Here is a 26248-nt window from a genome sequence, read left to right as displayed (position 1 = left end):
CACTGTTCGCAACCGCCGAACGTCGTGCGTGGCTGGGTTAGGGTGAGGTCAACAGGGGAGTGCAGAGAAGGGTGGCCGCATGCGCACTGAGAAGCCGACCTCGATGTCCGTCTGGACCCGGCCGAGCCGGCAGCGCCGCGATCAGCCCGCGCTCAGCCGCGAGCAGATCGTGGCCGAGGCGCTCGCCCTGCTGGACGCCGAGGGCCTGGAGGCCCTGAGCATGCGCAAGCTGGGCACCCGGCTGAACGCCGGCGCCACCAGCCTCTACACGCACGTCTCCAACAAGGACGAGATCATCGAGCTCGTCGTCGACCGGGTGTACGGCGAGATCGACGTGCCGGTGCCCGCATCCGCCTCCCACGAGGACTGGCGCGCCGCCGCGCTCGGCTTCGGCGAGAACGTCCGCGAGGTGCTGCTGCGGCACATCTGGATCGCCTCCGTCCTCGGCGAGCTGGGCATGGCCAACCTGGGGCCGAACATGATGCGCCTCACCGAGGACATGCTCGCCCTCTTCGAGACCCGCGGGTTCGACCTGGAGTCCTGCGACATCGCCGTCAAGACCATCTGGGGCTACGTCATCGGCATCGCCACCACCGAGGCCGCCTACCTGACCACGCTCGCGCGCAGCGGCCGCGACGAGCAGGCCTGGATGGAGACGGTCCGGCCCGCGGTGGAGACGGCCGTGCGGCCCTACCCGCGGGTGCGGGCGATGTACGAGCTGGAGCCGCGGCGGGACGTGCAGGACGCCCGGCAGGGCTACTTCCAGGTGGGCCTGAACTGCATCCTCGACGGCCTGGAGGCACGCCTGCCCGGCTGATGCCGACACCGCCCCGGCGGCGGCTCAGAAGGTCGCGGGGCCGCCGTGGGCGTCCAGTGCGTCGTGCACGGCCTGGACGAAGGCCGCCGTGGCGGCGGTCGCCGTGCCGCCGCGCCGGATCAGGGCCACCTCCGCCGGCGGCAGGTCCGTAACCGGTACGAAGACGACGTCCGGGCGGGAGTAGTACGTCTCGACGGAGGCGATGACCGGGGAGACGCCCTGGCCGGTGGCGACCAGGGTCATCATCTCCTGGAACGTGGCCACCGCCTGGCCCCGCCGGATCTCGCGGCCGCTCGGCGTGCGGGGCGGGACGTGGAAGTCCCACCAGTAGGCCGGGGCGCTGTTGACGACGGCGAAGCAGGTCTCGCCCGCCAGGTCCTCCCAGACCAGGGAGGCGCGGCCCGCCAGGCGGTGGCCGGCCGGCACCGCCAGGGCCCGGGGCTCCCGGATGACGACCGGACCGACCGTCAGGTCGGGCTCGCGCACCGGCAGGCAGGTGAACAGGACGTCCACCTCGCCGGAGCGCAGCGGCCCGAGCGGGTCCTGGAACTGGGTCTCGCGCATCCGGATCTCGCACCGCGGGCAGCGCTCCCGGAAGAGCTTGAGGATCGGCTGGGTGAGGGAGCCGGCGCCGGTGCCGAGGAAGCCCACGCCCAGCTCACCGGTGACGCCGCGCGCCACGTCCTTGGCGCGGGCGACGGCCTCCTCCATGCGCCGGTGCAGCGGCGCCAGGTCCTCGTAGAGCTGGCGTCCGAGCGGCGCGAGACACACCACGCGGCTGGTGCGTTCGAAGAGCGGCGCGCCGATCTTGCGCTCCAGCTTCTTCACCGTCTGGCTCACGCGCGCCTGCGAGACGAGCAGCCGCTCCGCCGTGCGGCCGAAGTGCAGCTCCTCGGCGAGCGTCAGAAAGGTCTCCAGCTCCTGCCGTTCCATCCCGGCTCCCCCCGCGGCCGTCCCGCCGCTGCCGTCCCCTGCCCCTGCGAAGCCGCTGACCTGCATCGATAAGTCCCGGAGCAGGGATCGTTTCACGGATCGCCGTTGATCGGCCAGCGGCGGGGGCGGATCGTGGGACGTGCCCGGCCACCACGGCCGGGCGCCCCTTCCGGCCCCGTCAACTCCCAAGGATGCGCCATGCCTTCGCAGACCCGGCAGTCCACCGCCCGCAAGTCCGTCGTCCTGGCCGCCGCGCTGGCCCTCACCGCGGGCCTCGCCGTCACCGGCGCCCGCGCCGACGGCGGCGAACGCCCCGCCACGAACGCGCGCGCCGCCGCGCCATGGACCGCCGCCTGGGCGGCATCACCCCAACGCCCCAGCATCGGCTTCAAGCCCAACTGGTCCGAAGCCGGGTTCGACGACCAGACCCTGCGCCAGGTGGTCCGGGTGACCGAGGGCGGCGACAGAGCCCGCGTTCGGCTCTCCAACGCCTACGGCGCGTCCCCGCTGCACATCGAGGCCGCCACCGTCGCCCGCACCGAGGGCGCCAAGGGCGCCGCCGTCGAGAAGGGCTCCCTGCGCCGGTTGACCTTCGGCGGCAAGCGCTCCGTCACCGTCCCGGCCGGCGAGCAGCTCTCCAGCGACGCGGCCGCCCTGGGCCTGGACCGCTTCGACTCCGTGACGGTCACGCTGCGGCTGGCCCGCACCACCGGGCCCGCCACCTTCCACGCCCAGTCGTTCGCCACCAGCTACCGCGCCCAGGGCGACCACGTCGCCGACACCGGCGGCGCCGCCTTCCGCGAGTCCACCGAGTCCTGGTACTACCTCGCGGGCGTCGACGTACGCGGCGCGAAGCGGCCCGAGCGGGACGCCGTCGTCCTCTTCGGCGACTCCATCACCGACGGCTTCGCCTCCTCCACCGACCGCAACCGCCGCTGGTCCGACGCCCTCGCCGAGCGCCTCGCCGCGGCGGGCACGCCCCGGCCCGTCGTCAACGCGGGCATCGGCGGCAACATGGTCCTCAACGACTCGGCGTGGTTCGGCGACAAGAGCACCACCCGCTTCGCGCGGGACGTCACGAACCTGCCGAACGCCGGGACCGTCGTCATCCTGGAGGGCCTCAACGACATCGGCTTCAGCGAGACCGACAAGCCGACGTACAAGCCCGCTCCGGTGGTCAGCGCCGAGGAGCTCATCGACGGCCACCGCAAGCTGATCCGCGCCGCCCGCGCCAAGGGCCTGAAGGTCGTCGGCGCCACCCTGCTGCCGCTCGGCGGCTCCGACCACTACGGCAAGCACGCCGCCGCCGTCAGCGACGCCTTCAACACCTGGGTGCGCACCTCCGGCGAGTACGACGGGTACGTCGACTTCGACAAGGCCCTCGCCGACCCGCAGGACCCCGAGCGCATCCGGCCCGCGTACGACAGCGGCGACCACCTGCACCCCAACGACGCCGGCTACCGGGCCATGGCCCGCGCCGTGGACCTGGGCTCGCTCTGACCGGCGCGCCCCCGGCCCGTCCGCTCCGGCAGGGGCGGGCGGGCCGTTCGCATGCGGGTCACTCGTGCGTGGCGAAGGAGTAGTACGTCGCCGCCGTGACGCCCGCCGTGACCGCCAGGCCCAGGCCCGCCACGCGCAGCACGCTCGCGTCGGTCAGGCTGTACAGGAAGGCCACGGCCGTGCCCGCGAGGGCGCCCCAGGCGGGGGCGCGCAGTTCGCGCGGCAGGGCGGGGGCCAGGCGGCGCAGCGCCACGTACAGCGCGCCGAGGACGACCCCGGAGACGATGCCGAGCACGACGTTGCCGGCGGTGACGGGGCCGCCCTGGCGGTCGTTGGTCGCGGTCCACAGGCCGTAGACCAGGGCCAGCAGCGCGGGGGCTGCCCAGACGCGGGAGAGGGCGCGGGCGCCGGCGTTCCCGTGGGAGCCACGCGTCCCGTGGGAGCCACGCGTCCCGTGGGGCAGGTGGAGCTTGTGGGACCTGTGCGATCCGGGTGCGGTGACTGCCATGGCGGTTCCTTCCCGCTCAGGAGCAACAACCTCCTCCCAGGAAACACCCGTACGGGCCCCCGCTCCACCGGAGCGCGCGCCCGGCACACCCACGGGCGCCCGGCCGGCACACCCACGGGCGCCCGGTCGCGCGGCCCCTCCCCGGCGGGGAACGATGAGTTTTCGGACCGCGCCCGGTCTCCCCTCATGACGCACCGCCACCGCACCCGCAGCAGCACACACCGCCGTCGGAAGGCGCAGGACATGAGCAGCGAACACCCCCACCGGCGCTCCGGGCCACACGGCCCGGCCATCGAGACGGCCGGCCTGGTGAAGACGTTCGGGGACAACCGCGCGGTCGACGGCGTCGACCTGACCGTCCCCGCGGGCACCGTCTACGGCCTCCTCGGGCCGAACGGCGCCGGCAAGACGACCACGGTGAAGATGCTCGCCACGCTGTTGCGCCCGGACGGCGGCGAGGCCCACGTATTCGGCCACGACGTGGTCCGCGAGGCCGACGCCGTCCGCGCCCGCGTCAGCCTCACCGGGCAGTACGCGTCCGTGGACGAGGACCTCACCGGCACGGAGAACCTGGTCCTGCTCGCCCGGCTCACCGGCCACGGCAGGAAGGCCGCGCGCACCCGCGCCGAGCAGCTCCTCACCGCGTTCGGCCTGAGCGAGGCCGCCGGACGGCAGGTGAAGAACTACTCCGGCGGCATGCGGCGTCGCATCGACATTGCCGCGTCCATCCTGAACACCCCGGACCTGCTGTTCCTCGACGAGCCGACCACCGGCCTCGACCCGCGCAGCCGCAACCAGGTCTGGGACATCGTGCGGGCCGTCGTCGCCCAGGGCACCACGGTCCTGCTCACCACGCAGTACCTGGACGAGGCCGACCAGCTCGCGTCGCGCATCGCCGTCATCGACCGGGGCCGGGTCATCGCCGAGGGCACCAAGGGCGAGCTGAAGGCGTCCGTCGGCGCGGGCGCGGTGCACGTACGGCTGCGGGACGCCGACCGGCGCGAGGAGGCCGCGCGCCTGCTGCGGCTGACCCTGGACACGCAGGTGCAGCTCGAACCCGACCCGGTGGCGCTCACCGCCCGCGTCGGCGACGGCGGGTCCCCGGGCGGGGAGGCCGCCGCCGAGAAGGCCTCCCGCGCCCTGGCCGAGCTGGCCCGCGCGGGCATCACCGTCGACAACTTCGCCCTGGGCCAGCCCAGCCTCGACGAGGTCTTCCTCGCCCTCACCGACCAGCCGCTCACCACGCCCGCGGCGCTCACGGAGCCCGCGGGGACCGCCGCCGCGGGCACGGGCGCGGACGCGGGCCGCACGGAAGCCGAGGCCACCCGATGAGCACCACGACCCCCACCGAGACCCAGGACCTCGCGCCCGTCCGCGCCGAGTCCCTCGCCGAGCTGCTCGTCTCCACCGAGCGGCCGCGCCGCCCGAGCGCCCTGTCCACGTCCCTGACGTTCGGCTGGCGGGCCGTGCTGAAGATCAAGCACGTGCCGGAGCAGCTCTTCGACGTGACCGCGTTCCCGGTCATGATGGTGCTGATGTACACGTACCTCTTCGGGGGCGCGCTCGCCGGTTCGCCGCGCGAGTACATCCAGTACCTGCTGCCCGGCATCCTCGTGATGTCCGTCGTGATGATCACGATGTACACGGGCGTGTCGGTCAACACCGACATCGAGAAGGGCGTCTTCGACCGCTTCCGCTCGCTGCCGATCTGGCGGCCCTCCGCGATGGTCGGCTACCTGCTCGGCGACGCCCTGCGGTACGCCATGGCGTCCGCCGTGATGCTGGCCGTCGGCCTCGTCCTCGGCTTCCGCCCGGACAGCGCCGTCGGCGTGCTGCTCGGCGTGGTGCTGCTGCTCGTCTTCTCCTTCGCCTTCTCCTGGGTGTGGACGATGTTCGGGCTGCTGCTGCGCACGGAGAAGTCCGTGATGGGCGTCAGCATGATGATGCTGTTCCCACTGACGTTCCTCAGCGACATCTTCGTCGAGCCGGAGACGATGCCCGGCTGGCTCCAGGCGTTCGTCAACAACAACCCGATCACCCATCTCGCCTCCGCCGTGCGCGGCCTGATGGACGGTGCCCGGCCGAGCGCCGAGATCGCCTGGACCCTCGGCTGGGCGGGCGTCCTCGTGGCGGTCTTCGGCCCGGTCACGATGCGCCTGTACAGCCGGAAGTAGGCCGCTGCCACCGCCGGATCCGCCATCCGGAGTCACCCCGGTCGCGCCCCGCGCGGCCGGGGTCTTGCCTGGTGGACGTGGATCCCCACCCGCGCACCGGCCCCCGCCCGCACACCCCCCGCCCCGCCCTCGCCGCCGCCCGCCCCGCCCTGGCAGTCGTCCTGCTCGTCCTCGCGTGCCTGCTCGCGCCCCTCGGCGCGGTCTCCACGTGGACGGCGTACGAGATCCAGGACACGGACCGGTACGTGGCCACGATGGCGCCGCTGTCGAGGGACCCGGCGGTCCGGGCGGCCGTGGCCGACGCCGTCACCGACGCGGCACTCGCGGAGATCGACGCCGGTCCGCTGCAGTCCGCCGTCGAGTCCTTCGTACGGGACGCGGTCGGCTCCTTCACCACGACGCGGGCCTACCGCACCGCGTGGGACGCGGCCAACCGCGCCGCGCACGCGGCCGTGGAGGAGGCCCTGAAGAACGACTCCGACAGCGAGGTCACCATCGACCTCGCCCCCCTCACCGAGCAGGTCAAGCGGCAACTCGCCGACGAGGGCGTGCCGTTCGCCGACCGCATCCCGGTGCGCCACACCGAGGTCACCGTCATGCGGTCGCAGGACCTCGGCGACTACCGGAAGGTGTTCCGCATGCTCCAGGCCGCGGGCGTCTGGCTGCCCGTCGCCGCCGCGCTCTGCGCCGCCGGCGGCGTCCTCCTCGCGGCGCGCCGCCGCCGCGCCGAGCTCGCCACCGCCCTCGGCATCGCGCTGGTGGCCGCCGCGCTCGCCGCCGCCGTCGCGGTGGGCCCCGCCCTGACCCTGGACGACCTGCCGCCGGACGTGTCCCGGGCGGCGGCCGGGGCCGTCTACGACGCGCTGACCGAGAGCCTGCGCGTCACCGCCTGGGTGCTCGTGGGGCTGGGCACCCTGGTGGCGGTGGCGGCGTGGTGGTGGCCGCTGCCGTGGCGGTCCCGGGCCGCGCCCGCCGGGGACCCGGAGGAGCTGCCTCCGACGCCGCGCGCCCCGGCCGGAGAGGAGCACGGCTGACCGGGCTGACGCGGCGGGCGCGGCTGACCCCGGCTGACCCCGGTGGGCGCGGCTGACCCCGGCGGGCACGGCAGGCGCGGCTGACACGGCTTCTCCGTGGGTACGTGCCGTGCGGCGTGGCCCTGCGCGTCCCGGGGGGCCCAGGCGTACGGGAAACTTTCCGTCCCGCCCCCGCGTCCTTCAAGGGGGATCCCGGCAGCGCGCCGTGCGGGCGGGCCGCCCCGTCGACGAAAGGCCGCCCCTTGGAGCACGTGACGGCACCGCCCCTCGACCCCGAGCGGACGGCCGACGGTGACGCCGACACGCGCAGGCCGATGTCCTGGCGCGTCGCCGCGTGGACGGCGGGCCTGCTGCTCGCCGGGGCGAGCGCCGTGCTCGGCTGCCGCGCCGCCGACACTGACGCGGTCACGCCCGTGCCCCAGCTCCTCGCCTTCCTGCCGTGGCTGCTCGCGCCCGCCGCGGCCGCGCTGCTGCTCGCCGCGTACGGGCGGTGGCGCGTCGGCCTCGTGTGGGCGGTGGCCGTGCTCGGCGGGCTCGCCTGGTTCACGGAGCCGTACGGCAAGGTCGTGGAGCCGGACGGGCGGCCGGTCGCCGACCTGCGGGTGCTCGCCTCGAACGTCGAGTTCGGGCGCGGCGCGCCCGGCCTCGTCAAGGCCGTCCGGGAGCGGAAGCCGGACCTCGTTTTCGTGTCCGAGTGCGACCGGGCCTGCCAGGACCTGCTGCGCGAGCGGTTGCCGGAGTCCGCCTACCCCTACCGCGTGGCCGCCGGCGGGGACGGGGCCGACGGCTCCGTCATCCTCGCCAACGTGCCGCTGGAGCGGGCCGCGGGGGTGCGGGGCACCCTCGGCATGCCCGGGGCGGTCGCCGACGTCAAGGGCGTCCGGGTCCGGCTCCAGCTCGCCCACCCCATGCCGCCCACCGCCGGGGACGTCGACCGCTGGCGGCGCGAGCTCGGCGCCCTGCGGGACTACGCCGCCGCGGGCGACGGGCAGCCCACCGTCCTGGCCGGGGACTTCAACGCCACGCAGGACCACGCGGCGTTCCGGAGCATCCTCGACGAGGGGCTCCGCGACGCGGCGCGCGTCGCCGGGTCCTCCCGTACGCCCACCTGGCCGACGGCGCTGCCCCGGCCGTTCGGGGCACAGATCGACCACGTGCTGGCTTCGCCGGACTTCGGGGCGCGGGACGTGCGGTTCGTGGAGATCGGCAACACGGATCACCGTGCGGTGCAGCTAGACCTGACCCTGCACCGGCCCTGACGTCCATCCAGGGCTCTGCCCCCACCCACCCGCCCCCCATCGGCCTCCGGCCTCGTCCTCAAACGCCGGACAGGCTGAAACCGTCCGCGTCCCGCCGCCGTCGCCTGCCGGAAATCGGCCTGGCGGCCTCGTCCTCAAACGCCGGACGGGCTGAAACTGTCCGCCGTGCGAGGAGATTTCAGCCCGTCCGGCGTTTGAGGACGAGGCGCGGAGCGCCGATTCGGGGGAGAGGGGCGGAGCCCCAGACGTGAGGGCGGGGGGCCGGGGGCGGCAGCCACCGGTTTCGGGGAAGGGGCGGGTCTGGGGCGCACCCGCGAGGGCGGCCCGGACGATCACCCCGGCGATAATGGGCATATGCCCCGTCGAGCCCCACTGGCCTCCCTCGCCCCACCCCCCTGGCTCGTCAGGTCGCTCAGACCGCAACCGGCCCCCGTCCCCTGGGCCGCAGCCACCCGCGCCGCCGTCGCCATGTCCCTGCCCCTGGCCGTCGGCACCGCGGCGGGGCACCCCGCGTACGGGGCGCTCGCCGGCATGGGCGCGCTGTCCGGCGTCATCGGCGACACCGCCGACGCCTACCGCATGCGCGTCCTGAACATCGCCGTCCCCCAGCTCTTCGGGGCCGTCGGCGTCACCCTGGGCTCCCTCGTCCACGGCCACGGCTGGACCGCGGTCGCCGCGGTCACGCTCGTCGCCCTGGTCTCCGGGATGATGTCGACCATCGGCGCCGTGGCCTCCGTCTCCGGCCTGCTGCTCCTGCTCAACGCGGTCATCGGCGCCGGCCTCCCGCTGCCCGGCGCGTGGTGGCTCGCGCCGGTCCTGATGACCGGCGGCGGCCTCCTCGTCCTCGCCCTCGCGCTGCTCGCCTGGCCGCTGCGGTCCGGCGTACCGGAGCGGACGGCCGTCGCGACGGCGTACCGGAACGTGGCCGCCCTCCTGGAGGCGGCGGGCACCGCCCACGCCCGCCAGGACGCCTACGACGAGGCCCGCGCCACCGTCACCGCGTCCCTCAACAAGGCCTACGACCTCGTCCTGGCCCGCCGCGCCCGCGACCGCGGCCGCAGCCCCGACCTGGTCCGCCTCATCGCCGAGCTCAACGCCATCACGCCCGTCGTCGAGGCCGCCCCCGCCGCCCACCGCTACGGCGAGCGGCTCCCGCCCGAACTGCCGCGCGCCGCCCGCCGGCTGGCCGACGCCATCGCCCGCGGCCCCGCCCCCCACCCCGGCAACCTCGGCCTGCCCGGCGAGGTGCCCGACGACGACGGCGCCGCCGCGCGGGCGGTGTACCAGGCCCTGCGGCACGCCGACGACACCCTCGCCGACCCCGACCCGCTCACCGCCGTGCCCGCCGACGACCGGCTCGGGCGGCCCGCCGCGCTGCGCGTCCGGGCCCGCCGCGCCACCCGCAACGTCATGCTGTCGGGCGCCTCCTGGCGGTACGGCCTGCGGCTCGCCCTGTGCATCGGGATCGCGCAGGCGCTGGTGTCCCTCGTCGACGTGCCGCGCTCGTACTGGGTGGCGCTCACCGTCACCTTCGTCCTCAAGCCGGACTTCGGCTCGGTCTTCTCGCGCGCGGTGCTGCGGGCGCTCGGCACGGCGGCGGGGCTCGTGGTGGCCGCTGCCGTGCTCCCGGCCGCCGACCGCGGCTGGTGGGACGTGCCCGTCGTCCTCGTCCTCGCCACGCTCATCCCGGCGCTCACCCCGCGCGGGTACGGCTACCAGACCGCCGCCATCACGCCCGTCATCCTGCTGCTCTCCGACGTCCTGAACCACCAGGGCTTCGGGCTCGTCCTGCCCCGGCTCCTGGACAGCCTCATCGGCTGCGCCATCGCGCTCGTCGCGGGCTACCTGCTGTGGCCGGAGAGCTGGCACACCCGGATCGGCCACCGGCTCGCGGACGCGGTCGCCGACACGGCGGAGTACGTGGAGTGCGCCTTCGGGGCCCCCGGCGGCGAGCCCGACCCCGCCGCGCGCGCCCGGATGCGGCGCCGCCTCTACCGGGACCTGTCCGACATCCGTACGGAGTTCCAGCGGGCCCTGAGCGAGCCGCCGCCCATGGGCGCGCGGGCCGCGGCGTGGTGGCCGCTGGTGGTGGCGGTGGAGCGGATCGTCGACGCGACCACGGCGGCACGGGTGCGGGTACGCCACGGGGCCCCCGCCCCTGAGGGGGCGGAGGCCGGGGAAGTCGTACGGCAGTTGCGGGAGCTGGCCGACGGCCTGCGCGAGGTGGAGGTGCTCGTCCCGGTGCCGGTGGAGTTCACCGGCCCCGAGGACAGCGTCCTGGAACCCCTGCGCCAGGAGGTGGCGGCCGCCCGTGCCATCGCGTCCCCGCGAGGGTGACCTCACGGGGACGCGGGGGCGGGGTCAGCGGGCCGCTTCCACCTGCTTCATGGCCTTGGCCAGGCCGTTGGCCCAGAGCTGGTTGACCCGGGCGCGCTCGGTGGCGTTCGGCTGGGCGTTGGTGCAGGACGGGCCGGGGCCGCCGCCGGACATCAGCTCGGAACACGGGCCGCGGTAGTTGTCGGGCAGGCCGAGCACGTGGCCGGTCTCGTGCGCGGTCACCCGGGTCGAGTTGTACTGCTGGTTCTGGCGGTAGTCGAGGAAGATGTAGCCGCGGCCGTGGCCGTCGGTGCTCGCGTACGAGCCGCGCGGGTCGTTGCCCTCGCGGTACGAGAAGCTCGCACCGGTCGTGCCCTCGCGGAGCTGCACGTTGGTGACGGCGGCGTTCCATATGGAGGTGGACGCGGCGATCTGCTGGCGGAAGGACGGGGCGCGCGAGGCGTTGTACGTCACCGTGACGGCCCGGGCGCCGGGGTTCGCGGCCCGCTTCTCGGCGACGGCCTTCACGACGGCCTCGAAGAACGCCTTGTTCGCGGCGGCTTCCTCGGCCGAGCCCGCGTACCGGGCGGCCGACGACGTCGCGGAGACCGAGGTGGTGGACTTGGCCGTGTCGGACGACGGGGCGGCCGAGGCCACGGAGGAGGTGCCGAGCGCGGCGACCGCGAGTCCGAGCGCGGCGGCGACGGACACATAACGCTTGTGCATGTGGGGGGCTCCCTACTCGTTCGGTGAAAGGTGAACGTTTCGGTTATCCGTGAGTGTCGGGGAGCCGGACCCCGCGCGGATGATGGCAGGTGGCGATAGCGCGCCCCTATCGCCGCGCATCCGGTCACCGCAGGAAGGGGCAACTTCTACGGTTCCATGGGTGTTTGGGAGGCTGGTGTGCTGCCGTAACCCGCTCTACGCTCACGGCCATGGAGCTCGAGGTCAGGCACCTCCGCGCACTGTGCGCCATCGCCGACACCGGCAGCCTGCACAAGGCGGCGCGCCAACTCGGCATGAGCCAGCCCTCGTTGACCACGCAACTGCGCCGCATCGAGCACGCCGTGGGCGGCCCGCTCTTCGTCCGCGAACGCACCGGCTGCCGGCCGACCCCGCTCGGGCGCACCGTCCTCAGCCGCGCCCGCCCCCTCGTCGTGGAGATGCGGGCCCTGGTCACCGAGGCCCGCGCGGCGGCGGCCCGCGCCGGCGACGGCGAGCCCCGGCTGCGCATCGGCTCCACGGCGAGCCGCGCCATACCGGGCTGGCTGCGCCGGCTCCGCGCCAGCCTGCCCGGCACGGAGACCTCGCTGCAGATGGACGTGTCCGCGAACGCGCTGCTGCGCGCCGTCGCCGACGGGCAGCTCGACGTGGCCTTCGTGCACGAGGTGGAGGGCAGCCCCCTGCGGTTCCCCGAGGCCCTCGCCCGCCGCGTCCTCATCGACCGCGAGCCGCAGTTCGTCTCGCTCGCCGCCGACCACCCCGCCGCCCGCCTCCCCGTCGTCCGCCTCACCGACCTCGCCGCCGACCGGTGGATGGTCGACCCCACCGTCGACGGGGAGTGGGACGGCCTGCGGCGGGTGCTGACCGCGGCGGGGCTCGACCCGCGCGTCCTGCACGGCGACTACCTCACCGCCGCCACGCTGGTCGCCACCGGCGAGGTCGTCACCTTCTGCCAGCCCACCTCGGTGGCGAGACCCGACATGGCCGTCAGACCCCTGTACGGCGACCCGCTGGGCGTACGCCTGTACGTCGCGGCCCGTACGGAGACCGAGCTCAACGCGGTGTACGGCGACCTGGAGGCCGCCTACTGGGAGGCCGCCGCCGAGGCCCCCGCGTACCAGGACTGGCTCCTCGGCACCGGAGCCGCCGGGCCCCCCGCGCCCCGCCCCCCGGCCCCGCAGGGCCCCGTGCCCGCCCCGCTCCCCCCGCCGCCGGACCTCGGCCCCCAGACCGCCCGCGACCTGCGGCCCACCCCCCTGTGAGCCGCGCCCCCGAGGGGCGCCCCGGGCCGGGGCACCCCTCCTGACGCAGGCCGTCGGCGCCGTCCTTCCTGACGTCCTCAGACGCCGATGTCGCGGCCGTCGGCGCGCCACACCGACACGACCGCCGGGCGCACGATCTTCCCGGGCCCGTCCGGCCAGGTGCTCGCGGGCTTCTCGACGGACGCGCCGTCGACCTCGCCCGGGTGCTGGACGGCGACGAGCACACGCCGCTCCTGCACGAGCGGGCCGCAGGTCTCCGCGCCCTTCGGCATCGTCAGGAACTGCTTCAGCTCACCGCGCCGCTCGCCCTTGGTGGCCACGCCGAACAGGCCGTCGTGGGAGCCGAGCTGGTTGCCGTCGGTGGAGATCCACAGGTTGCCGTGCGGGTCGAACGCCACGTTGTCCGGGCAGGAGATGGGGCTGACCTTGTCCTTCGGGAAGCCCGCGAAGTACGTGGAGGGGTCGTTCGGGTCGCCCGCGACGAGGAAGAGGTTCCAGGCGAAGCGGGTGGCCTCGGGCCGGTTACGGGACTCCGTCAGTTCGAGCACCTGCCCGTGCTTGTTGAGGTTGCGCGGGTTGGCCTCGTCGGCCCCGGCCTTGCCGGGCTTGCCGCGGTCGGTGTTGTTCGTCAGGGCGACGTACACCTTGCCCGAGTGCGGCGACGGCTCGATGTCCTCGGGCCGGTCCATCTTCGTGGCGCCCACCTTATCACCGGCCAGGCGCGTGAAGACGTACACCTCGTCGGCGGTCATGCCCTCGACGTGGGAGACGGCCTTGCCGCCCGCGTACGCCGTGGCCAGCGGGATCCACCGGCCGCTGCCGTCGAACTCGCCGTCCTCGGGCAGCGTGCCCGTGCCGTCGATCTCCTCCGCCGGGGAGTCGCCGGTGAACTTGGCGACGTACAGCGTGCCCTCGTCGAGCAGCGTCAGGTTGTGCTCACGGGCCCAGCGCGAGTCGCCCTTGGCCATGCGCTTGCTGCTCACGAACTTGTAGACGTAGTCGAACCGCTCGTCGTCGCCCATGTAGACCACCGGGCGGCCGTCGCGGGTCAGGCTCGGCTGCGCGCCCTCGTGCTTGAAGCGGCCGAGCGCGGTGCGCTTGCGCGGCGTGGAGTCCGGGTCGTACGGGTCGAGTTCGACGACCCAGCCGAAGCGGTGCGGCTCGTTGGGCTCCTTGGTGAGGTCGAAGCGGTCGTCGAACCGCTCCCACTTGCGCTCGGACTCGCCGCCGACGACGCCGTACCGCTTCAGGCGGGCCGCCTGCGTCGGGTCGGTGACCTTGTCCGCGTGGGCGAAGTACTGGTTGAAGTTCTCCTCGCCGTGGAGCGTGGTGCCCCACGGGGTGGTGCCGCCGGAGCAGTTGTTCAGCGTCCCGAGGACGGTGGTGCCGCGCGGGTCGGCCTTCGTCCGGACGAACTCGCTGCGCGCGGCCGGGCCGGTGAGGTGGAACTTGGTGGTGGCGGTCAGCCGGCGGTTGAGGCGGTGGCGCGGCACGGGGCGCAGCGCGCCCGTCTTCCGCTCGCCCTCGACGACGACCACGGACAGCCCGTGCGCGGCCCAGGCGATCTCCACCTGCTCGCGGGTCGGGTTCTTGGGGTCGTAGCCCTTGAACATCAGGACTTCGTCCGTGTACTCGTGGTTCGCGACGAGCACCTGGCGGCCGTGGCCCTCGCTCTCGTGGCGCAGCGGCAGCAGGCTGAGGAAGTCGTTGTTGTACCCGAACTGCCCCGCCTGGGCCTTCGCGGTCTGCTTGTCCGCGTCGAAGGCGGGGGCGCCGCGCAGGATGGGCTCGCCCCAGCGGATCACCACGTTCTGGCGGTAGCCGTCGGGGACGGTGACCTTGTCGGCGGTGTTCGGCGCGACGGGCGCGAAGCGCAGGCCGCGGGCGGCCTTCCTGTCCTTCGCCCGGGCCGCCGTCGGGGACGCCGCCCCGGCCGCGGCCACCGGCGCCCTGTCCGACGCCGCCGCCGAACTGGTCGCCGCCGACCGGGGCGTGACGGTCCACCAGGTCCGCACCGACTGGGACACCGCCCGCCTCGCCGGGCTCGTCGAGGTGCACGGCGGCGTCGCCCGCCCGGGCTGGCGGCTGCGCGCCTGGGACCGCGACGACGCGGCCGTGCTGCGCGGCTGGGTCGCCCTCTTCGACGCCTGGTCCCTCGCCCACCCGGCGCCCGCCGCGCTGCCGCCCGCCACCGTCGCGGAGACCGTCGAGGCCGTCCCCCAGCTCCTGTCCTTCCTCCAGCTCTCGGCGGGCCCCGTGCCGGTCCCGCAGCTCCTCGACCTCTTCGAGCAGCGCGTCCGCGAACTGCGCACCGAGCGCTGCGAGATCCCGTACGGCCCCCAGGAGGAGACCCACCGGACCGGCACGGGCCCCGACGCCGGGCCCGGCAACGGCCCGGACGGCGGCCTCGGCAACGGCCCCGACGGTGGCGGCCCGGACGAGTGCGCCGCCGCCCCGCCGGCCGACCTGCTCGCCTGGGCCCTGCGCGCCCTCGCCGCCGTCGGCGCGCTCACCTGCGCGGACGGCCAGGCCACGCTCACCCCGCTGGGCAGTTGGGCGGTCTGGGTCAAGCTGGAGCAGATCTGCGTCGCCGCGCAGAGCCCGGCCGGGAACATCGAGCAGTCCGCCGAGGACATGCTCCGCGGCTGCGCCCGCCTGCGGCCGAACGCGGCCCGCGCCGAGTACCGCGCCTGGCTCGCCGCCCGCGACGTGGGCACCGCCGTCGCCGAACTCCTCGACGCCGCCCGGGGCGAGGACGCCCTGCTGCGCGGCCTCGCCTTCGAGGCGCTGCGCGTGGTCGGCGCCCCGGCCGAGCCCGAGGTGCGCGCCGTCGTCGACGAGACCTCGCTGCGGCCCTACGCCCTGCTGTGGCTCGCCGAGTACGAGGGCACCGACCCCGAGGACGTCCACCACGTGCTCACCCGCGAGGAGTCCACCTGGCTGTGGGTCGACACCGCGGCCGCCGTCGCCGACCACGGCGAGGCCGAACTCCTCGTGCGCCACCTGGACTCGGCGCCGCAGCCCACGGTGCCCGCGCTGCTCGACGAGGTGCGCACCGTCGGCCACCCGCGCACCGTGCAGGTCCTCGTGGCGCTCGCCGCGGCCCACCCGGACCCGGCCCTGGCCAAGGCCGTGCGCCGCGCCGCGTTCCAGGTGCACACCGGCGGCGTCTGACCCCGCCCCCCGGTCCCGCGGGGGCCGGGGCGGGACCCGTCAGGCGCCCGGCTCGGGGGCGTACGTGCCGAAGCTCCACACGTTGCCCTCGACGTCCTGCGCCAGGTAGTCCCGGGCGCCGTAGTCCTGGTCCGTCGGCGGCATCAGGATGTGCGCCCCGTGCGCCACCGCGCGCTGGTGGTGGGCGTCGACGTCGTCCACCACCACGTGGATCCCGGCCGGGCCCGCGCCCCGCATCGCCTCGGCGAAGACACCGCCGGTCCCCTGCGAGCCGAGCATCACCGTGCCGTTGCCGTACGACAGCTCGGCGTGCAGGACGGCCCCGTCCTCCCGCTCGTACACACTCGTCTCCGTGAAGCCGAAGGCCTCCGTGAGCTGCGTGATCGCGGCCTTCGCGTCCGCGTACACCAGCGTCGGGAAGATGCTCGGCCGCCCCCGCGCGGCACCCGTCATAGGGCTCACCTCTCACGCTCCTCACACTCCGCGCGCCGGGACCGCCCGCGGGCCCCGTGCGTCCGGGGCCCCCGGCCGGGGCGCGTCCGTTCTCCCGTCCCTGATGCTTTCCCCGCCTTTCGCCCTTTTGCCCTTGTTTCCTCCTGTTTCGACTCGGCGTTCGGCCCGGCTTCCGGCTCAGCGGAAGGTGTCGCACCGCGCCATGTCGCCCGTACGGAAGCCCTGCTGGAACCACTCCTGCCGCTGGCGCGCCGAGCCGTGCGTCCACGACTCGGGCGTGCCCCGGCCCTGGTAGCGCTCCTGGATGCGGTCGTCGCCGACCGCGGCCGCCGCGTCCAGGCCGTCGCGGACGTCCTCGTCCGTGAGCCGGGTGATCAGCGGCCGGCCCGACTCGGCGGGCGTCCGCGTGGCGTGGTGCGCCCACACGCCCGCGTAGCAGTCGGCCTGGAGCTCGACGCGCACGGCGTCGCTGTCCTCGCCGGTCCGCCCGTCCTGCGCGCGCCGCAGGGTGCCCATCAGGTTCTGCACGTGGTGCCCGTACTCGTGCGCCACGACGTACGCCTGCGCGAACGGCCCGCCGCGGGCGCCGAAGTTCGTCCGCAGCTCGCGGAAGAACCCCAGGTCCAGGTAGACCTGCCGGTCCCCGGGGCAGTAGAACGGGCCGACCGCCGAGGACGCCGCGCCGCACGCGGTGCCCACGCGGCCGGTGAACAACACCGTCCGCGCGGGCGTGTACCGACCCTGGCGGCGCGGGAACTCCTGGCGCCAGTAGTCCTGGACGCTGTTGACCACCGCCACCGTCCGGCAGTCCTCCCGGGCGTTGGCGTCCTTGCCGGTACGGCAGCTCTCCTGGACCTGCGCTGGCGACGACGAGGAGGCGGAGGGCTCGTCACCGGAGTCGGTCAGGCCGAGCTGGTCCGGGCCGACGCCGAAGAGCAGGCCGAGGAAGAGCGCGATCAGCCCCGCGATGCCCCCGCCGACGGTGGCACGGCCGCCCGGGACCCGGCTGCCGCGCACGTCCCGCACCTCGGAGGTGTCCAGCTCCGCGTCGTCGTCGAACTGCATGGGCGCACCACCTCGTGTCGCGTACGGGACGCCTCACGGCGCGTACGGGACGACAGCGCCGCCACGTCGCGTACGGCGGACCCGCCTCGTTCGAGGGGTGACGTCCCGCGGCCCCGCGCGGGGTCCCGGCCCCTCCGGCCCCGCGCGGGGTCCCGGCCCCTCCCATCCTGGTACGGCACCCGCCCTCCGGCGCCGGACGAAGGGCCGAACGGGCGACGCGCCCCACCCCGCCCGCCGTGTCGCCCCACGACCGCCACCCGGCCCGCGCGCACCGCCGCTACTGTCTGCGCCTGACCCGCGGCCGCGGCCGCGCCCGGGGGAGTGGAGGGGGCACGATGTCCGCCGCGCCAACAACACCGGGAGCACCTGAAGCCCCGACACCACCCGCCGCGCAGACCCCGGCCGGTGCGCCCACGTCGGCTGCCGTGCCGCCCCCGGCCTACGTATCGGCAGCGGCTGCCGTACGGACACCGACCGACGACGCACAGGCATCGGCCGACGCACCGACACCGGCTGTCGCACACACACCGGCCGACGCACAGGCACCGGCCAACGCGCCGACATCGGTCGACGTATCGACAGAGGCTGCCGCACGGACACCGGCCGTCGCGCCGACACCGGCCGTCGCGCCGACAGCGGCCGCGGTGCCGACCCCGGCCGAAGGGCCCACATCGGCTGTCGCGCCGGCGCCGCGCCGCGCACCGGCCGCACCCGATGACCCGAGGGCGGCACCGGACCCGGCAACCGCGCGGGCAGCGGGCCCCGGTCCGGCACCCGGGCAGCGGAGCGGTCCCTCCGGGCGGCGTGCCCGCCTCCGGCCTCCGGGGCTCCGGAGCGGCCCGGCCGGACGGCAAGCCCACCTGACGCGCCTCGCGCGCCTAGCCGCCCCGCTGCTCCTCGCGCTCCTCACCGTGCCGCTCGCCACCGCCGACCACCACGTGCGTCCGGCGCCATACGGCGACCGCTTCACGCTCCACGCGCGCGTGGACGGTGACAGCGTGCCGTACGTGACCGGGCGGGCCGTGCGCGCCCGCGACGCGGACAGCGGCCGCGCCCACTGGACGTACACGCGCCCGGGCCGCCGCCCGCTCACCCTGCTGCCCGCGCGCGGGCACGCCCTCGCGCTCTGGGACGACGGCCTGGTCACCGACACCGCGCGCGGCGCGGTCCGCTGGCACCGGGCGATCCCGGCGAGCGCCCCCTGGCTGGCCTCCCCGGGGGCGCGCGGCGGTGCCGGGGTCCTGCGGCTCCTGGACCCGGCGGCCCGGATGCTCGCCGTCGTCACCCCGCGCCACGTCGCCGCCTACCGGGTCGCCGACGGCGACCTGCGCTGGACGCTGCCCGCCCGCGAGGGCTGCGCCTTCGACCCCGCCCGCTCCGTACGGCGCCACGGCGTGCTGCTGCTCGCCCAGCCCTGCCGCGCCGGGGCCACGCCCTGGACCGCGCAGCTCGTCGCCGTGGACGACCTCGGCCGTGTCACACCCCGCCGGACCCCGCTGGGCAACGAGCTGCCCGGGAGCGCCGGAAAACCGGTTGCAGGCCCCCGGTAGAATTGCCGTATGGCCCTTCTCCTGCTGCATTAGACGGCTGCGTGGCGCGCCCCGCGCGCATGACGCCCTGCCTTTCGCCCGCTTCCGCCGTCCTTCCCTGTCCAGGAGTCCGACCGTGATCACCGCCTCCGGTATCGAGCTGCGCGCCGGCGCCCGCATCCTCATCGAGAACGCCTCGTTCCGTATCGCCAAGGGCGACCGCGTCGGGCTCGTCGGCCGCAACGGCGCGGGCAAGACCACGCTCACCAAGTGCCTCGCCGGCGAGGGCGTCCCGGCCGCGGGCACCATCACCCGCTCCGGAGAGGTCGGCTACCTTCCGCAGGACCCCCGCACCGGCGACCTCGACGTGCTCGCCCGCGACCGCATCCTCTCCGCGCGCGGCCTGGACACCCTGATCCGCAAGATGCGGGAGAACGAGGAGCGCATCGCCAGCGGCAAGGGCTCCACGCGCGAGAAGGCCCTGAAGCAGTACGAGCGCCAGGAGACGGAGTTCCTCACCAAGGGCGGGTACGCCGCCGAGGCCGAGGCCGCCACCATCGCCGCCGCGCTGAACCTCCCCGACCGCGTGCTCGGCCAGCCCCTGCACACGCTCTCCGGCGGTCAGCGCCGCCGCATCGAGCTGGCCCGCATCCTGTTCTCGGACGCGGACACGCTCCTCCTGGACGAGCCGACGAACCACCTGGACGCCGACTCGATCATCTGGCTGCGCGACTACCTGAAGACGTACCGCGGCGGCTTCATCGTCATCTCCCACGACGTCGACCTCGTCGAGACGGTCGTCAACAAGGTCTTCTACCTGGACGCCAACCGCTCCGCGATCGACGTCTACAACATGGGCTGGAAGCTCTACCAGCAGCAGCGCGAGTCCGACGAGAAGCGCCGCAAGCGCGAGCGGCAGAACGCCGAGAAGAAGGCCGCCGCGCTGAACGCCCAGGCCGACAAGATGCGGGCCAAGGCCACCAAGACCGTCGCCGCGCAGAACATGGCCCGCCGCGCCGAGAAGCTCCTCTCCGGCCTCGAGGACGTACGCCAGGCCGACAAGGTCGCCAAGCTGCGCTTCCCCGAGCCCGCCCCCTGCGGCAAGACCCCGCTCACCGCCGAGGGCCTGTCGAAGTCGTACGGCTCGCTGGAGATCTTCACGGACGTGGACCTCGCCATCGACAAGGGCTCCCGGGTCGTCATCCTCGGGCTCAACGGCGCGGGCAAGACCACCCTGCTCCGCCTCCTCGGCGGCGTCGAGCAGCCCGACACCGGCGCGGTCGTCCAGGGCCACGGCCTCAAGCTCGGGTACTACGCGCAGGAGCACGAGACCCTCGACCCGGACCGCACGGTCCTGGAGAACATGCGCTCCGCCGCCCCCGACCTGGACCTGGTCGAGGTGCGCAAGGTGCTCGGCTCGTTCCTGTTCTCCGGCGACGACGTCGACAAGCCGGCGGGCGTGCTCTCCGGTGGCGAGAAGACCCGGCTCGCCCTCGCCACCCTCGTCGTGTCCTCGGCGAACGTCCTGCTCCTGGACGAGCCCACCAACAACCTCGACCCGGCGAGCCGCGAGGAGATCCTCGGCGCGCTGCGCACCTACAAGGGCGCGGTCGTCCTCGTCACGCACGACGAGGGCGCCGTCGAGGCGCTCCAGCCGGAGCGGATCATCCTGCTGCCCGACGGCGTCGAGGACCTGTGGGGCGCGGACTACGCCGACCTGGTCGCCCTGGCCTGACCCCCGGCCCTCGGTCCCGGGCCTCGGGTCCCGGGTCCCCGGGTTCCCGCAGGACCGGACCGCCGACCCGGCGGCTCGACCGAGTCATGGATCGGATCACTGACCGAGTTGGCTGGCCGAGTTACTGGCCCAGTTACTGGCCGGGTCACTGGTCGGTGCACTGATCGCCGCACTGATCCACAGCACTGATCCACTCCGTATGGATCATTCGGCCGATCCGTGATCCATCATCTGTGTGAGACGTCCTCGTACCGAGATGCGGGATACACGCATCTCGGCCGTGTCCGCCACCGTTGTCCCGGCACGTCCCTGACCTGCCGGTTCCTCGCCGAACCCGTTCGGTGACGGAGAGGCACACGTGCGGAATCGTTCACTCCGCTCGTGGTGTCCCGTTCCCACACTGCGAATCAAGTCACACCGACCTTGCCGAATGGGTGGCCAGGAGGCCCGGTAGGGGTGATCATGAGAAGTCCAGAGCGCACTTCCCATGAGGAGGCACGGGTGGCCGAGACTCTGAAGAAGGGCAGCCGGGTGACCGGCGCCGCGCGCGACAAGCTCGCGGCAGACCTGAAGAAAAAGTACGACGCCGGTGCGAGTATCCGGGCGTTGGCCGAGGAGACCGGCCGCTCGTACGGATTCGTGCACCGGATGCTCACCGAGTCAGGCGTGGTGTTGCGCGGACGTGGCGGTGCGACGCGAGGCAAGAAGGCCGCCTCCGTCTGACACCCGTCGCGGTCCGCGGCTCGTGTGACCCGAAGGGTGACCACCCGGTCGGCCGTCTCCGCGGCCGGGTGGTTACTGTGCAGTCACTTAGGGGCGCCCCAGGCGTCCCGACCGACGACTGCACCCCTCGGAGGCACTGATGGCTTCGCCCGACAGCCCGCAGAGCGCGGCTCCACCGGTTCTCGACAAGGACGGCGTACGCCTCACGGTCGAGGACACCGTGGCCACCGTGACCCTGACCAACCCGGCCAAGCGCAACGCCCAGTCCCCCGCGCTGTGGCGGGCGTTGACCGAGGCCGGCCGGGCGCTGCCCGGCAGCGTCCGCGTGGTGGTGCTGCGCGGCGAGGGCAAGTCCTTCTCCGCGGGCCTGGACCGGCAGGCGTTCACGCCCGAGGGCTTCGACGGCGAGCCGTCCTTCCTCGACCTGGCGCGCGGCGCGGACGACGTCCTGGACGCGACCATCGCCGAGTACCAGGAGGCGTTCACCTGGTGGCGGCGCAGCGACCTCGTGTCCGTCGCCGCCGTCCAGGGGCACGCGATCGGCGCGGGCTTCCAGCTCGCGCTCGCCTGTGACCTGCGCATCGTCGCGGACGACGTCCAGTTCGCGATGCGCGAGACCAGCCTCGGACTGGTGCCCGACCTCACCGGCACGCACCCGCTCGTCTCCCTCGTGGGCTACGCGCGCGCTCTGGAGATCTGCGCCACGGGCCGCTTCGTGGGTGCCGCCGAGGCCGAGCGCACCGGCCTCGCCAACCTCGTGGTGCCCGGCGACCAGCTCGACGCCGCCGCCGAGGACCTGGCCGCCGCGCTGCTCGCCGCGCCCCGCGACGCCGTCATCGAGACCAAGGCCCTGCTCCAGGGCGCCGTCGGCCGCTCCTACGAGGAGCAGCGCACCGCCGAACGCGCCGCGCAGGCCCGCCGCCTGCGTGTCCTCGCCGGGCTCGGCGACTGACGCGCGGCCGACGCGTGACGGGCGGGGGCGGGGCCGCCGCGGGCCCGGCCGGGTGCGGATCCCCGGCCCCGCCCCTGCGCGACCCGTCACGTGCGGCCCCGCCCCTGTGCAACCGTCGCGTACCCGCCCCTGTGCGACCCGTCGCGCGCGGCCCCGTCCGCGTACGGCCCGCCTCGCGGCGCGCGGTCGCCGCTCTAGCCCTGTTCCTGTTCGTCGACCGCCGTCACCAGGACCGCCACGGTCGGGTGGTCCGGCAGCGCGTCCCCCACCGCCGCGCGGACCGCGCGGGCCACGTCCAGGGTGCGACGGTCTCCGGCCACCGCCAGCTCCACCCGGACATGCCGGCGCGGCAGGGAGTGCGACGGCTTGTGCTCCTGCACGTGCACCGCGCGCCCCAGCCCGCCCAGCGCCCCGGTCAGCCGGGTGACGCCGGGCACGGAGAGCGCGGCCCGGGCGAGGCGTTCCTCGGGGGAGTCCGCGTCCGTGTCCGCGCCCGCTGGTCGGCCCGTGCCGATGGCCGCCTCGGCGACGTCTACGGCTCCGGCTTCGAGGAACTCATCGGCCTCGGGGAACTCACCGGACCCGAGCAACTCGCCTGCATCGGGCAACTCACCCGGCTCGAAAGCCTCCGTCGAGTCAATGGCCGCAACCATCTCGGCAGTCTCAGCAGCCTCACCGGCCCAGCCAGCCCCCGCAGTATCAGAAGCCTCAGCAGACCCAACGGCCCCGGAAGCCCCAACAGCCCCCTGCGGGTCCAACTCCTCCTCCGCCCCGTCGAGCAGGGCCGTCACCCGCAGATCCACCTCGGTGACCACCAGGCCCAGCCGGTCGGCCGCGGCCGTCGCCAGGGCTGTGCGCAGCCGGTCCGCCACCGCGGGCAGCGGCTCGCCCGAGGCCGCCGCCACGTCCCCGCTGATCCGCAGCGCCCCCGGCGGCAGGGCGCTCGGCGGGGCCGGGCCCGCGGCGGCGTACGCGTCGGGGGAGGCGCCGGGGCCGGACGGGACGTACGCGGCGTCCGGGTCGGCCAGGTCCAGGCGCACGGTGGTCAGGCGCGCTCCCCGTACCCGCCCGCACGCCCGGCGCAGGAGCGCCGCGGCCGCCGCCTCCGTCATCCACGCGCCGTCACCCGCCCCGCCCAGGGGCAGCACCCTGCCCAGACCGAGCTGGCGCCGTACCGCCGAGGTCCATCCGTCACCCGTCATTGCTCCAGCCTGCCGCATCCCTGGCGCGCGAGCGCGCGGCCGCGCTTAGTGTGGACGAAGGAGCAGATCCCCTGTCGAAAAGGACGACGGTGATGACCGACACCGGAGAGCACAAGACGTCCAAGACGCTCGAGAAGGAGTCGCCTGAGGAGAACGCGGGCCGCGGCGGCACCTCGCGGCGCGGGGGAGGGGACCCCGGCGGGCGCGGGCGCACCACCATCGCGGACGGCGTCGTCGAGAAGATCGCCGGACTCGCCGCGCGCGACGTGGTGGGCGTCCACGCGATGGGCGGTGGCCTCGCCCGCACCTTCGGGGCCGTACGCGACCGGGTGCCGGGCAGCGGCGCGAAGTCCGTCACCCGCGGGGTCAAGGCCGAGGTGGGCGAGGTGCAGACGGCCCTGGACCTGGAGATCGTGGTCGAGTACGGCGTGTCGATCTCCGACGTCGCCCGGGCCGTGCGGGAGAACGTCGTCACGGCCGTGGAGCGCATGGCCGGCCTCGAAGTGGTCGAGGTGAACATCGCGGTCAGCGACGTGAAGCTGCCCGACGACGAGGACGACGAACAGCCCCGGTTGCAGTAGCGGCACGAACGGCCCCGGCGGCCCCGGTCGCGGCAGCGGCCGAACGGCCCCCGGCGCGGGCCGAGTCGCACGGTTCCGGCCGCGGCTGCGGCGGGACGGGGCCGTGGTGAGCGGCCCCATCGGGGGAACGTGGTGAGCGGCCCCATCGAGGGAACAAGGAGACCCGTGCGGTGAGCACCACCGACCCGGCGGTCCGCGGGCCAGGCCCCTCGCGGACGAACGACCCGGGCGGCGGGCGCGGAGCCCCGTGCCCGCCGCCCGCCACCGGCGTACCCCGGCCGCACCGCCGGGGGACGCAGCGGGCACCGGCAGCACACGCGCAGCAGCGAAGGAGCGCACGATGAACATGGCCGTCATCGGCATGATCGCCGGGATGGCCCTGGGCTTCGCCGGATACTTCGGCGGGTTCGGAGCCTTCCTCCTGGTGGCCGCCCTGGGCGCCATCGGATTCGTCGCCGGGCGGTTCCTCGAGGGGGACCTGGAACCCGGCGACTTCTTCCGCACCCGCGGCGACCGGCGGCGGTGACCGGTGGCGGCGGAGGTCGTGGGGCAGGTCGCGCCCGCCGAGCGCGGCGCGACCCGGATCGCCGACCGCGTCATCGCGAAGATCGCCGCGCGCGCGGCCCGGGAGGCGCTGTGGTCGCTGCCCGAGGAGGCCGCGCCGCCGCACGCCACGGTCAGCGTGCACCGGGACGCCGCCCGCGTCCGGGTCAGCCTGGAACTGGACTACCCCAGCGACATCGGGGGCCAGTGCGGGGCCGTGCGTCGCCATGTCGCGGAGCGGGTACAGGCGTTGGCGGGCATGGACGTGCCCGAGGTGGCGGTCCAGGTCGAGCGGCTGCACTCGGCGCAGACCCGGGCCGCGGCACAGGGGAGGACCCGATGAGCGAGCCCCACGAGACACCCGGGCGGGACCCGGGGACGGGCGGCACCCGGCCCCTGCCCGTCGTCGAGCAGGACCCGGGCGCCCTCTACCCGGCGACGCAGTCGTCGTCCGCCGCGGCCTACGAGGCGCACCCCGTCCTCGCCCCCGAGGAGGGCCGGGCCCGCCGCTTCTGGTCGGCGCGGCGGGTGCCCGCCGCGCTGGTGGCACTGGTGGTCCTCGGCGGCTGCGGGCTCCTCCTGTACGACGTCGTGGCGGTACGGGCCGACCGCCCGGCGATGCGCTGGCGCCGCCGCCTCGCCCGCGAGCTCGCCGAGCGCCCGCTGGACGACACGGCGGTGCTCGCCGGGGCCGCGGCCGCGGTGGCCGTCGGCCTGTGGCTGCTGGTGCTCGCGCTGACGCCCGGCCTGCGGTCCGTGCTTCCGATGCGGCGCGACCACGCCGACGTGCGGGCCGGGCTCGACCGGGCCGCCGCCGCGGCGGTGCTGCGCGACCGGGCCATGGACGTGGCGGGCGTGCGGTCGGTACGGGTCCGCGTGACGCGGCGCAGGGCCGACGTGCGGGCCGAGTCCCACTTCCGCGAACTCGACGACGTACGGGGCGACTTGGACCGGACCCTGGCCGACGGTATCCGCGGGCTCGGCCTCGGCGCCCCGCCCGCGCTGACGGTGCGTGTGGCCCGGCCGGGGAAGAAGGGGTGAGCGGAGCCATGGTGCGCCCACTGAACCGCGTACTGCTCGGCCTGACCGGCCTGGTCCTCGTCGTGCTCGGCGGTGCCGTGCTCGCGGTCGGGCTCGGGGTGCGGCCGCCGTCCTGGTGGGTGCACGACGGGCGCCACGACGTCCTGCTCGGTGCCGCCGAACGGACGCGGTGGCGGAGCGAGGGCTGGTGGTGGCCGACGGTCATCGGCGCCCTCGCGCTGCTCGTCCTGCTCGCGCTGTGGTGGTTCGCGGCGCAGCTCCGGCGGCGGCGCCCCGCGGAGGTCCTGGTGGAGACCGGGGACGGGGAGGGGGCGCTGCTGCGGGGCCGGGCGATGGAGGGCGCCCTGGAGAGCGAGGCCGCTGCGCTCGACGGGGTGCGGCGGGCGCGGGTGCGGCTGGCCGGGCGGCGCGCCGCGCCCGAGGCGCGCGTCCGGCTCGCCCTGGCGGGCGACGCCGTGCCCGAGGACGTGCTGCGCGGCCTCAGCACCGAGGCCCTCGCCCACGCCCGCGACTCCGCGGGCCTCACCCGCCTCCCGGCGAAGGTCCGCCTCCGCGCCACCAAGCACCGCCCGGAACGCGTGAGCTAGCCCTGCGCGGGGCGCCCCAGACCCGCCCCTTCTCCGAAACCAGGGGCTGCCGCCCCTGGACCCCGCCTTTTCGGCGCTCCGCGCCTCGTCCTCAAACGCCGGACGGGCTGAACATCCTCACATGGGTGGGCGGGTGG

The 26248-nt window shown here is 75.0% G+C and carries 25 protein-coding genes; 18 read left to right on the top strand and 7 right to left on the bottom strand.

The annotated features are described in order from the left end of the window. The first annotated feature begins 79 nt into the window (after positions 1-79). Complete coding sequence (locus tag IE330_RS25430) at positions 80-817, top strand: TetR/AcrR family transcriptional regulator (RefSeq protein ID WP_190138440.1); 738 nt, start codon at positions 80-82, stop codon at positions 815-817. Between the two features lie 24 nt (positions 818-841). Here the strand turns inward: IE330_RS25430 and IE330_RS25425 are convergent, their stop codons facing one another. Next, a complete protein-coding gene (locus tag IE330_RS25425) occupies positions 842-1750 on the bottom strand; it encodes a LysR family transcriptional regulator (RefSeq protein WP_190138439.1) in 909 nt (302 codons plus the stop codon). A 198-nt stretch (positions 1751-1948) separates the two neighbouring features. Here IE330_RS25425 and IE330_RS25420 point away from each other — a divergent pair, with 198 nt between their 5' ends. Beyond that, positions 1949-3250 (top strand): SGNH/GDSL hydrolase family protein, encoded by a 1302-nt coding sequence (locus tag IE330_RS25420; protein ID WP_190138438.1) that lies wholly within the window; start codon positions 1949-1951, stop codon positions 3248-3250. Positions 3251-3308: 58 nt separating this feature from the next. Here IE330_RS25420 and IE330_RS25415 read toward each other — a convergent pair whose 3' ends face one another. Next, positions 3309-3758: a hypothetical protein gene (locus tag IE330_RS25415; RefSeq protein WP_229925909.1), complete on the bottom strand. Its 450-nt coding sequence runs from the start codon at positions 3756-3758 to the stop codon at positions 3309-3311. A gap of 243 nt (positions 3759-4001) precedes the next feature. Between IE330_RS25415 and IE330_RS25410 the strand changes: the two genes are divergently transcribed. The 5 genes from IE330_RS25410 (at position 4002) to IE330_RS25390 (ending at position 10562) form a co-directional block, all read left to right on the top strand. Continuing rightward, positions 4002-5090, top strand: coding sequence for an ATP-binding cassette domain-containing protein (locus IE330_RS25410; protein WP_190138437.1), 1089 nt, complete (start codon positions 4002-4004; stop codon positions 5088-5090). Then, positions 5087-5932 carry an ABC transporter permease gene (locus IE330_RS25405; protein WP_190138436.1) on the top strand — a complete coding sequence of 282 codons (846 nt, stop codon included), beginning with the start codon at positions 5087-5089 and terminating at the stop codon, positions 5930-5932. The genes IE330_RS25410 and IE330_RS25405 overlap by 4 nt, the downstream gene beginning before the upstream one ends. A 77-nt stretch (positions 5933-6009) precedes the next feature. Beyond that, on the top strand, positions 6010-6966 hold the full coding sequence (locus tag IE330_RS25400) for a hypothetical protein (protein ID WP_190138435.1): 957 nt from the start codon (positions 6010-6012) through the stop codon (positions 6964-6966). A gap of 314 nt (positions 6967-7280) precedes the next feature. After that, positions 7281-8225 carry an endonuclease/exonuclease/phosphatase family protein gene (locus IE330_RS25395; protein WP_190138448.1) on the top strand — a complete coding sequence of 315 codons (945 nt, stop codon included), beginning with the start codon at positions 7281-7283 and terminating at the stop codon, positions 8223-8225. Between the two features lie 354 nt (positions 8226-8579). Next, the gene (locus IE330_RS25390; RefSeq protein WP_190138434.1) at positions 8580-10562 is read left to right on the top strand and encodes an FUSC family protein; all 1983 of its coding nucleotides are present in this window, start codon (positions 8580-8582) and stop codon (positions 10560-10562) included. Between the two features lie 24 nt (positions 10563-10586). Here the strand turns inward: IE330_RS25390 and snpA are convergent, their stop codons facing one another. Beyond that, positions 10587-11267, bottom strand: coding sequence for a snapalysin (snpA, locus tag IE330_RS25385; RefSeq protein ID WP_190138433.1), 681 nt, complete (start codon positions 11265-11267; stop codon positions 10587-10589). 209 nt (positions 11268-11476) lie between these two features. Here snpA and IE330_RS25380 point away from each other — a divergent pair, with 209 nt between their 5' ends. Beyond that, positions 11477-12526: a LysR family transcriptional regulator gene (locus IE330_RS25380; RefSeq protein ID WP_190138432.1), complete on the top strand. Its 1050-nt coding sequence runs from the start codon at positions 11477-11479 to the stop codon at positions 12524-12526. Positions 12527-12603: 77 nt separating this feature from the next. On the opposite strand, the gene IE330_RS25375 is transcribed toward IE330_RS25380, so the two are convergent. Beyond that, complete coding sequence (locus IE330_RS25375) at positions 12604-14469, bottom strand: PhoX family protein (RefSeq protein WP_229925908.1); 1866 nt, start codon at positions 14467-14469, stop codon at positions 12604-12606. Here IE330_RS25375 and IE330_RS25370 point away from each other — a divergent pair. Further along, the gene (locus IE330_RS25370) at positions 14375-15700 is read left to right on the top strand and encodes a hypothetical protein (protein WP_373314722.1); all 1326 of its coding nucleotides are present in this window, start codon (positions 14375-14377) and stop codon (positions 15698-15700) included. The genes IE330_RS25375 and IE330_RS25370 overlap by 95 nt on opposite strands. Before the next feature lie 39 nt (positions 15701-15739). Here IE330_RS25370 and IE330_RS25365 read toward each other — a convergent pair whose 3' ends face one another. Both IE330_RS25365 and ypfJ read right to left on the bottom strand, forming a co-directional pair. Continuing rightward, the gene (locus IE330_RS25365; protein ID WP_190138446.1) at positions 15740-16153 is read right to left on the bottom strand and encodes a VOC family protein; all 414 of its coding nucleotides are present in this window, start codon (positions 16151-16153) and stop codon (positions 15740-15742) included. A 177-nt stretch (positions 16154-16330) separates the two neighbouring features. Beyond that, positions 16331-17218 (bottom strand): KPN_02809 family neutral zinc metallopeptidase, encoded by an 888-nt coding sequence (gene ypfJ, locus IE330_RS25360; RefSeq protein WP_190138431.1) that lies wholly within the window; start codon positions 17216-17218, stop codon positions 16331-16333. 983 nt (positions 17219-18201) lie between these two features. Here ypfJ and IE330_RS25355 point away from each other — a divergent pair. The 4 genes from IE330_RS25355 (at position 18202) to IE330_RS25340 (ending at position 22157) form a co-directional block, all read left to right on the top strand. Then, a complete protein-coding gene (locus tag IE330_RS25355; protein ID WP_229925907.1) occupies positions 18202-18768 on the top strand; it encodes a PQQ-binding-like beta-propeller repeat protein in 567 nt (188 codons plus the stop codon). A gap of 115 nt (positions 18769-18883) precedes the next feature. Beyond that, positions 18884-20482, top strand: coding sequence for an ABC-F family ATP-binding cassette domain-containing protein (locus tag IE330_RS25350; protein ID WP_190138430.1), 1599 nt, complete (start codon positions 18884-18886; stop codon positions 20480-20482). Positions 20483-20983: 501 nt separating this feature from the next. Continuing rightward, positions 20984-21205 carry a helix-turn-helix domain-containing protein gene (locus tag IE330_RS25345; protein WP_030684175.1) on the top strand — a complete coding sequence of 74 codons (222 nt, stop codon included), beginning with the start codon at positions 20984-20986 and terminating at the stop codon, positions 21203-21205. A gap of 139 nt (positions 21206-21344) precedes the next feature. Continuing rightward, positions 21345-22157: an enoyl-CoA hydratase/isomerase family protein gene (locus IE330_RS25340; protein WP_190138429.1), complete on the top strand. Its 813-nt coding sequence runs from the start codon at positions 21345-21347 to the stop codon at positions 22155-22157. A gap of 194 nt (positions 22158-22351) precedes the next feature. On the opposite strand, the gene IE330_RS25335 is transcribed toward IE330_RS25340, so the two are convergent. After that, positions 22352-23359 (bottom strand): nucleopolyhedrovirus P10 family protein, encoded by a 1008-nt coding sequence (locus IE330_RS25335; protein ID WP_190138428.1) that lies wholly within the window; start codon positions 23357-23359, stop codon positions 22352-22354. A 92-nt stretch (positions 23360-23451) separates the two neighbouring features. Between IE330_RS25335 and IE330_RS25330 the strand changes: the two genes are divergently transcribed. The 5 genes from IE330_RS25330 (at position 23452) to amaP (ending at position 26111) form a co-directional block, all read left to right on the top strand. Next, positions 23452-23940: an Asp23/Gls24 family envelope stress response protein gene (locus tag IE330_RS25330; RefSeq protein ID WP_190138427.1), complete on the top strand. Its 489-nt coding sequence runs from the start codon at positions 23452-23454 to the stop codon at positions 23938-23940. A 340-nt stretch (positions 23941-24280) separates the two neighbouring features. Continuing rightward, positions 24281-24466, top strand: a complete 186-nt coding sequence (locus tag IE330_RS25325; protein ID WP_190138426.1) for a hypothetical protein — start codon at positions 24281-24283, stop codon at positions 24464-24466. A gap of 3 nt (positions 24467-24469) precedes the next feature. Continuing rightward, positions 24470-24826: an Asp23/Gls24 family envelope stress response protein gene (locus IE330_RS25320; protein WP_190138425.1), complete on the top strand. Its 357-nt coding sequence runs from the start codon at positions 24470-24472 to the stop codon at positions 24824-24826. Further along, entirely contained in the window at positions 24823-25524 is a 702-nt protein-coding gene (locus IE330_RS25315; protein ID WP_190138424.1) for a DUF6286 domain-containing protein, read from the top strand. The genes IE330_RS25320 and IE330_RS25315 overlap by 4 nt, the downstream gene beginning before the upstream one ends. Positions 25525-25532: 8 nt before the next feature. Beyond that, on the top strand, positions 25533-26111 hold the full coding sequence (gene amaP, locus IE330_RS25310) for an alkaline shock response membrane anchor protein AmaP (RefSeq protein WP_190138423.1): 579 nt from the start codon (positions 25533-25535) through the stop codon (positions 26109-26111). The last annotated feature ends 137 nt before the right edge of the window (positions 26112-26248 follow it).

The sequence above is a fragment of the Streptomyces longispororuber genome (genome assembly GCF_014656095.1).
Taxonomy (GTDB): Bacteria; Actinomycetota; Actinomycetes; order Streptomycetales; family Streptomycetaceae; genus Streptomyces; species Streptomyces longispororuber.
Note: the sequence above shows the minus strand (reverse complement) of the source record. Positions and strands in the feature narration are given on the sequence as shown.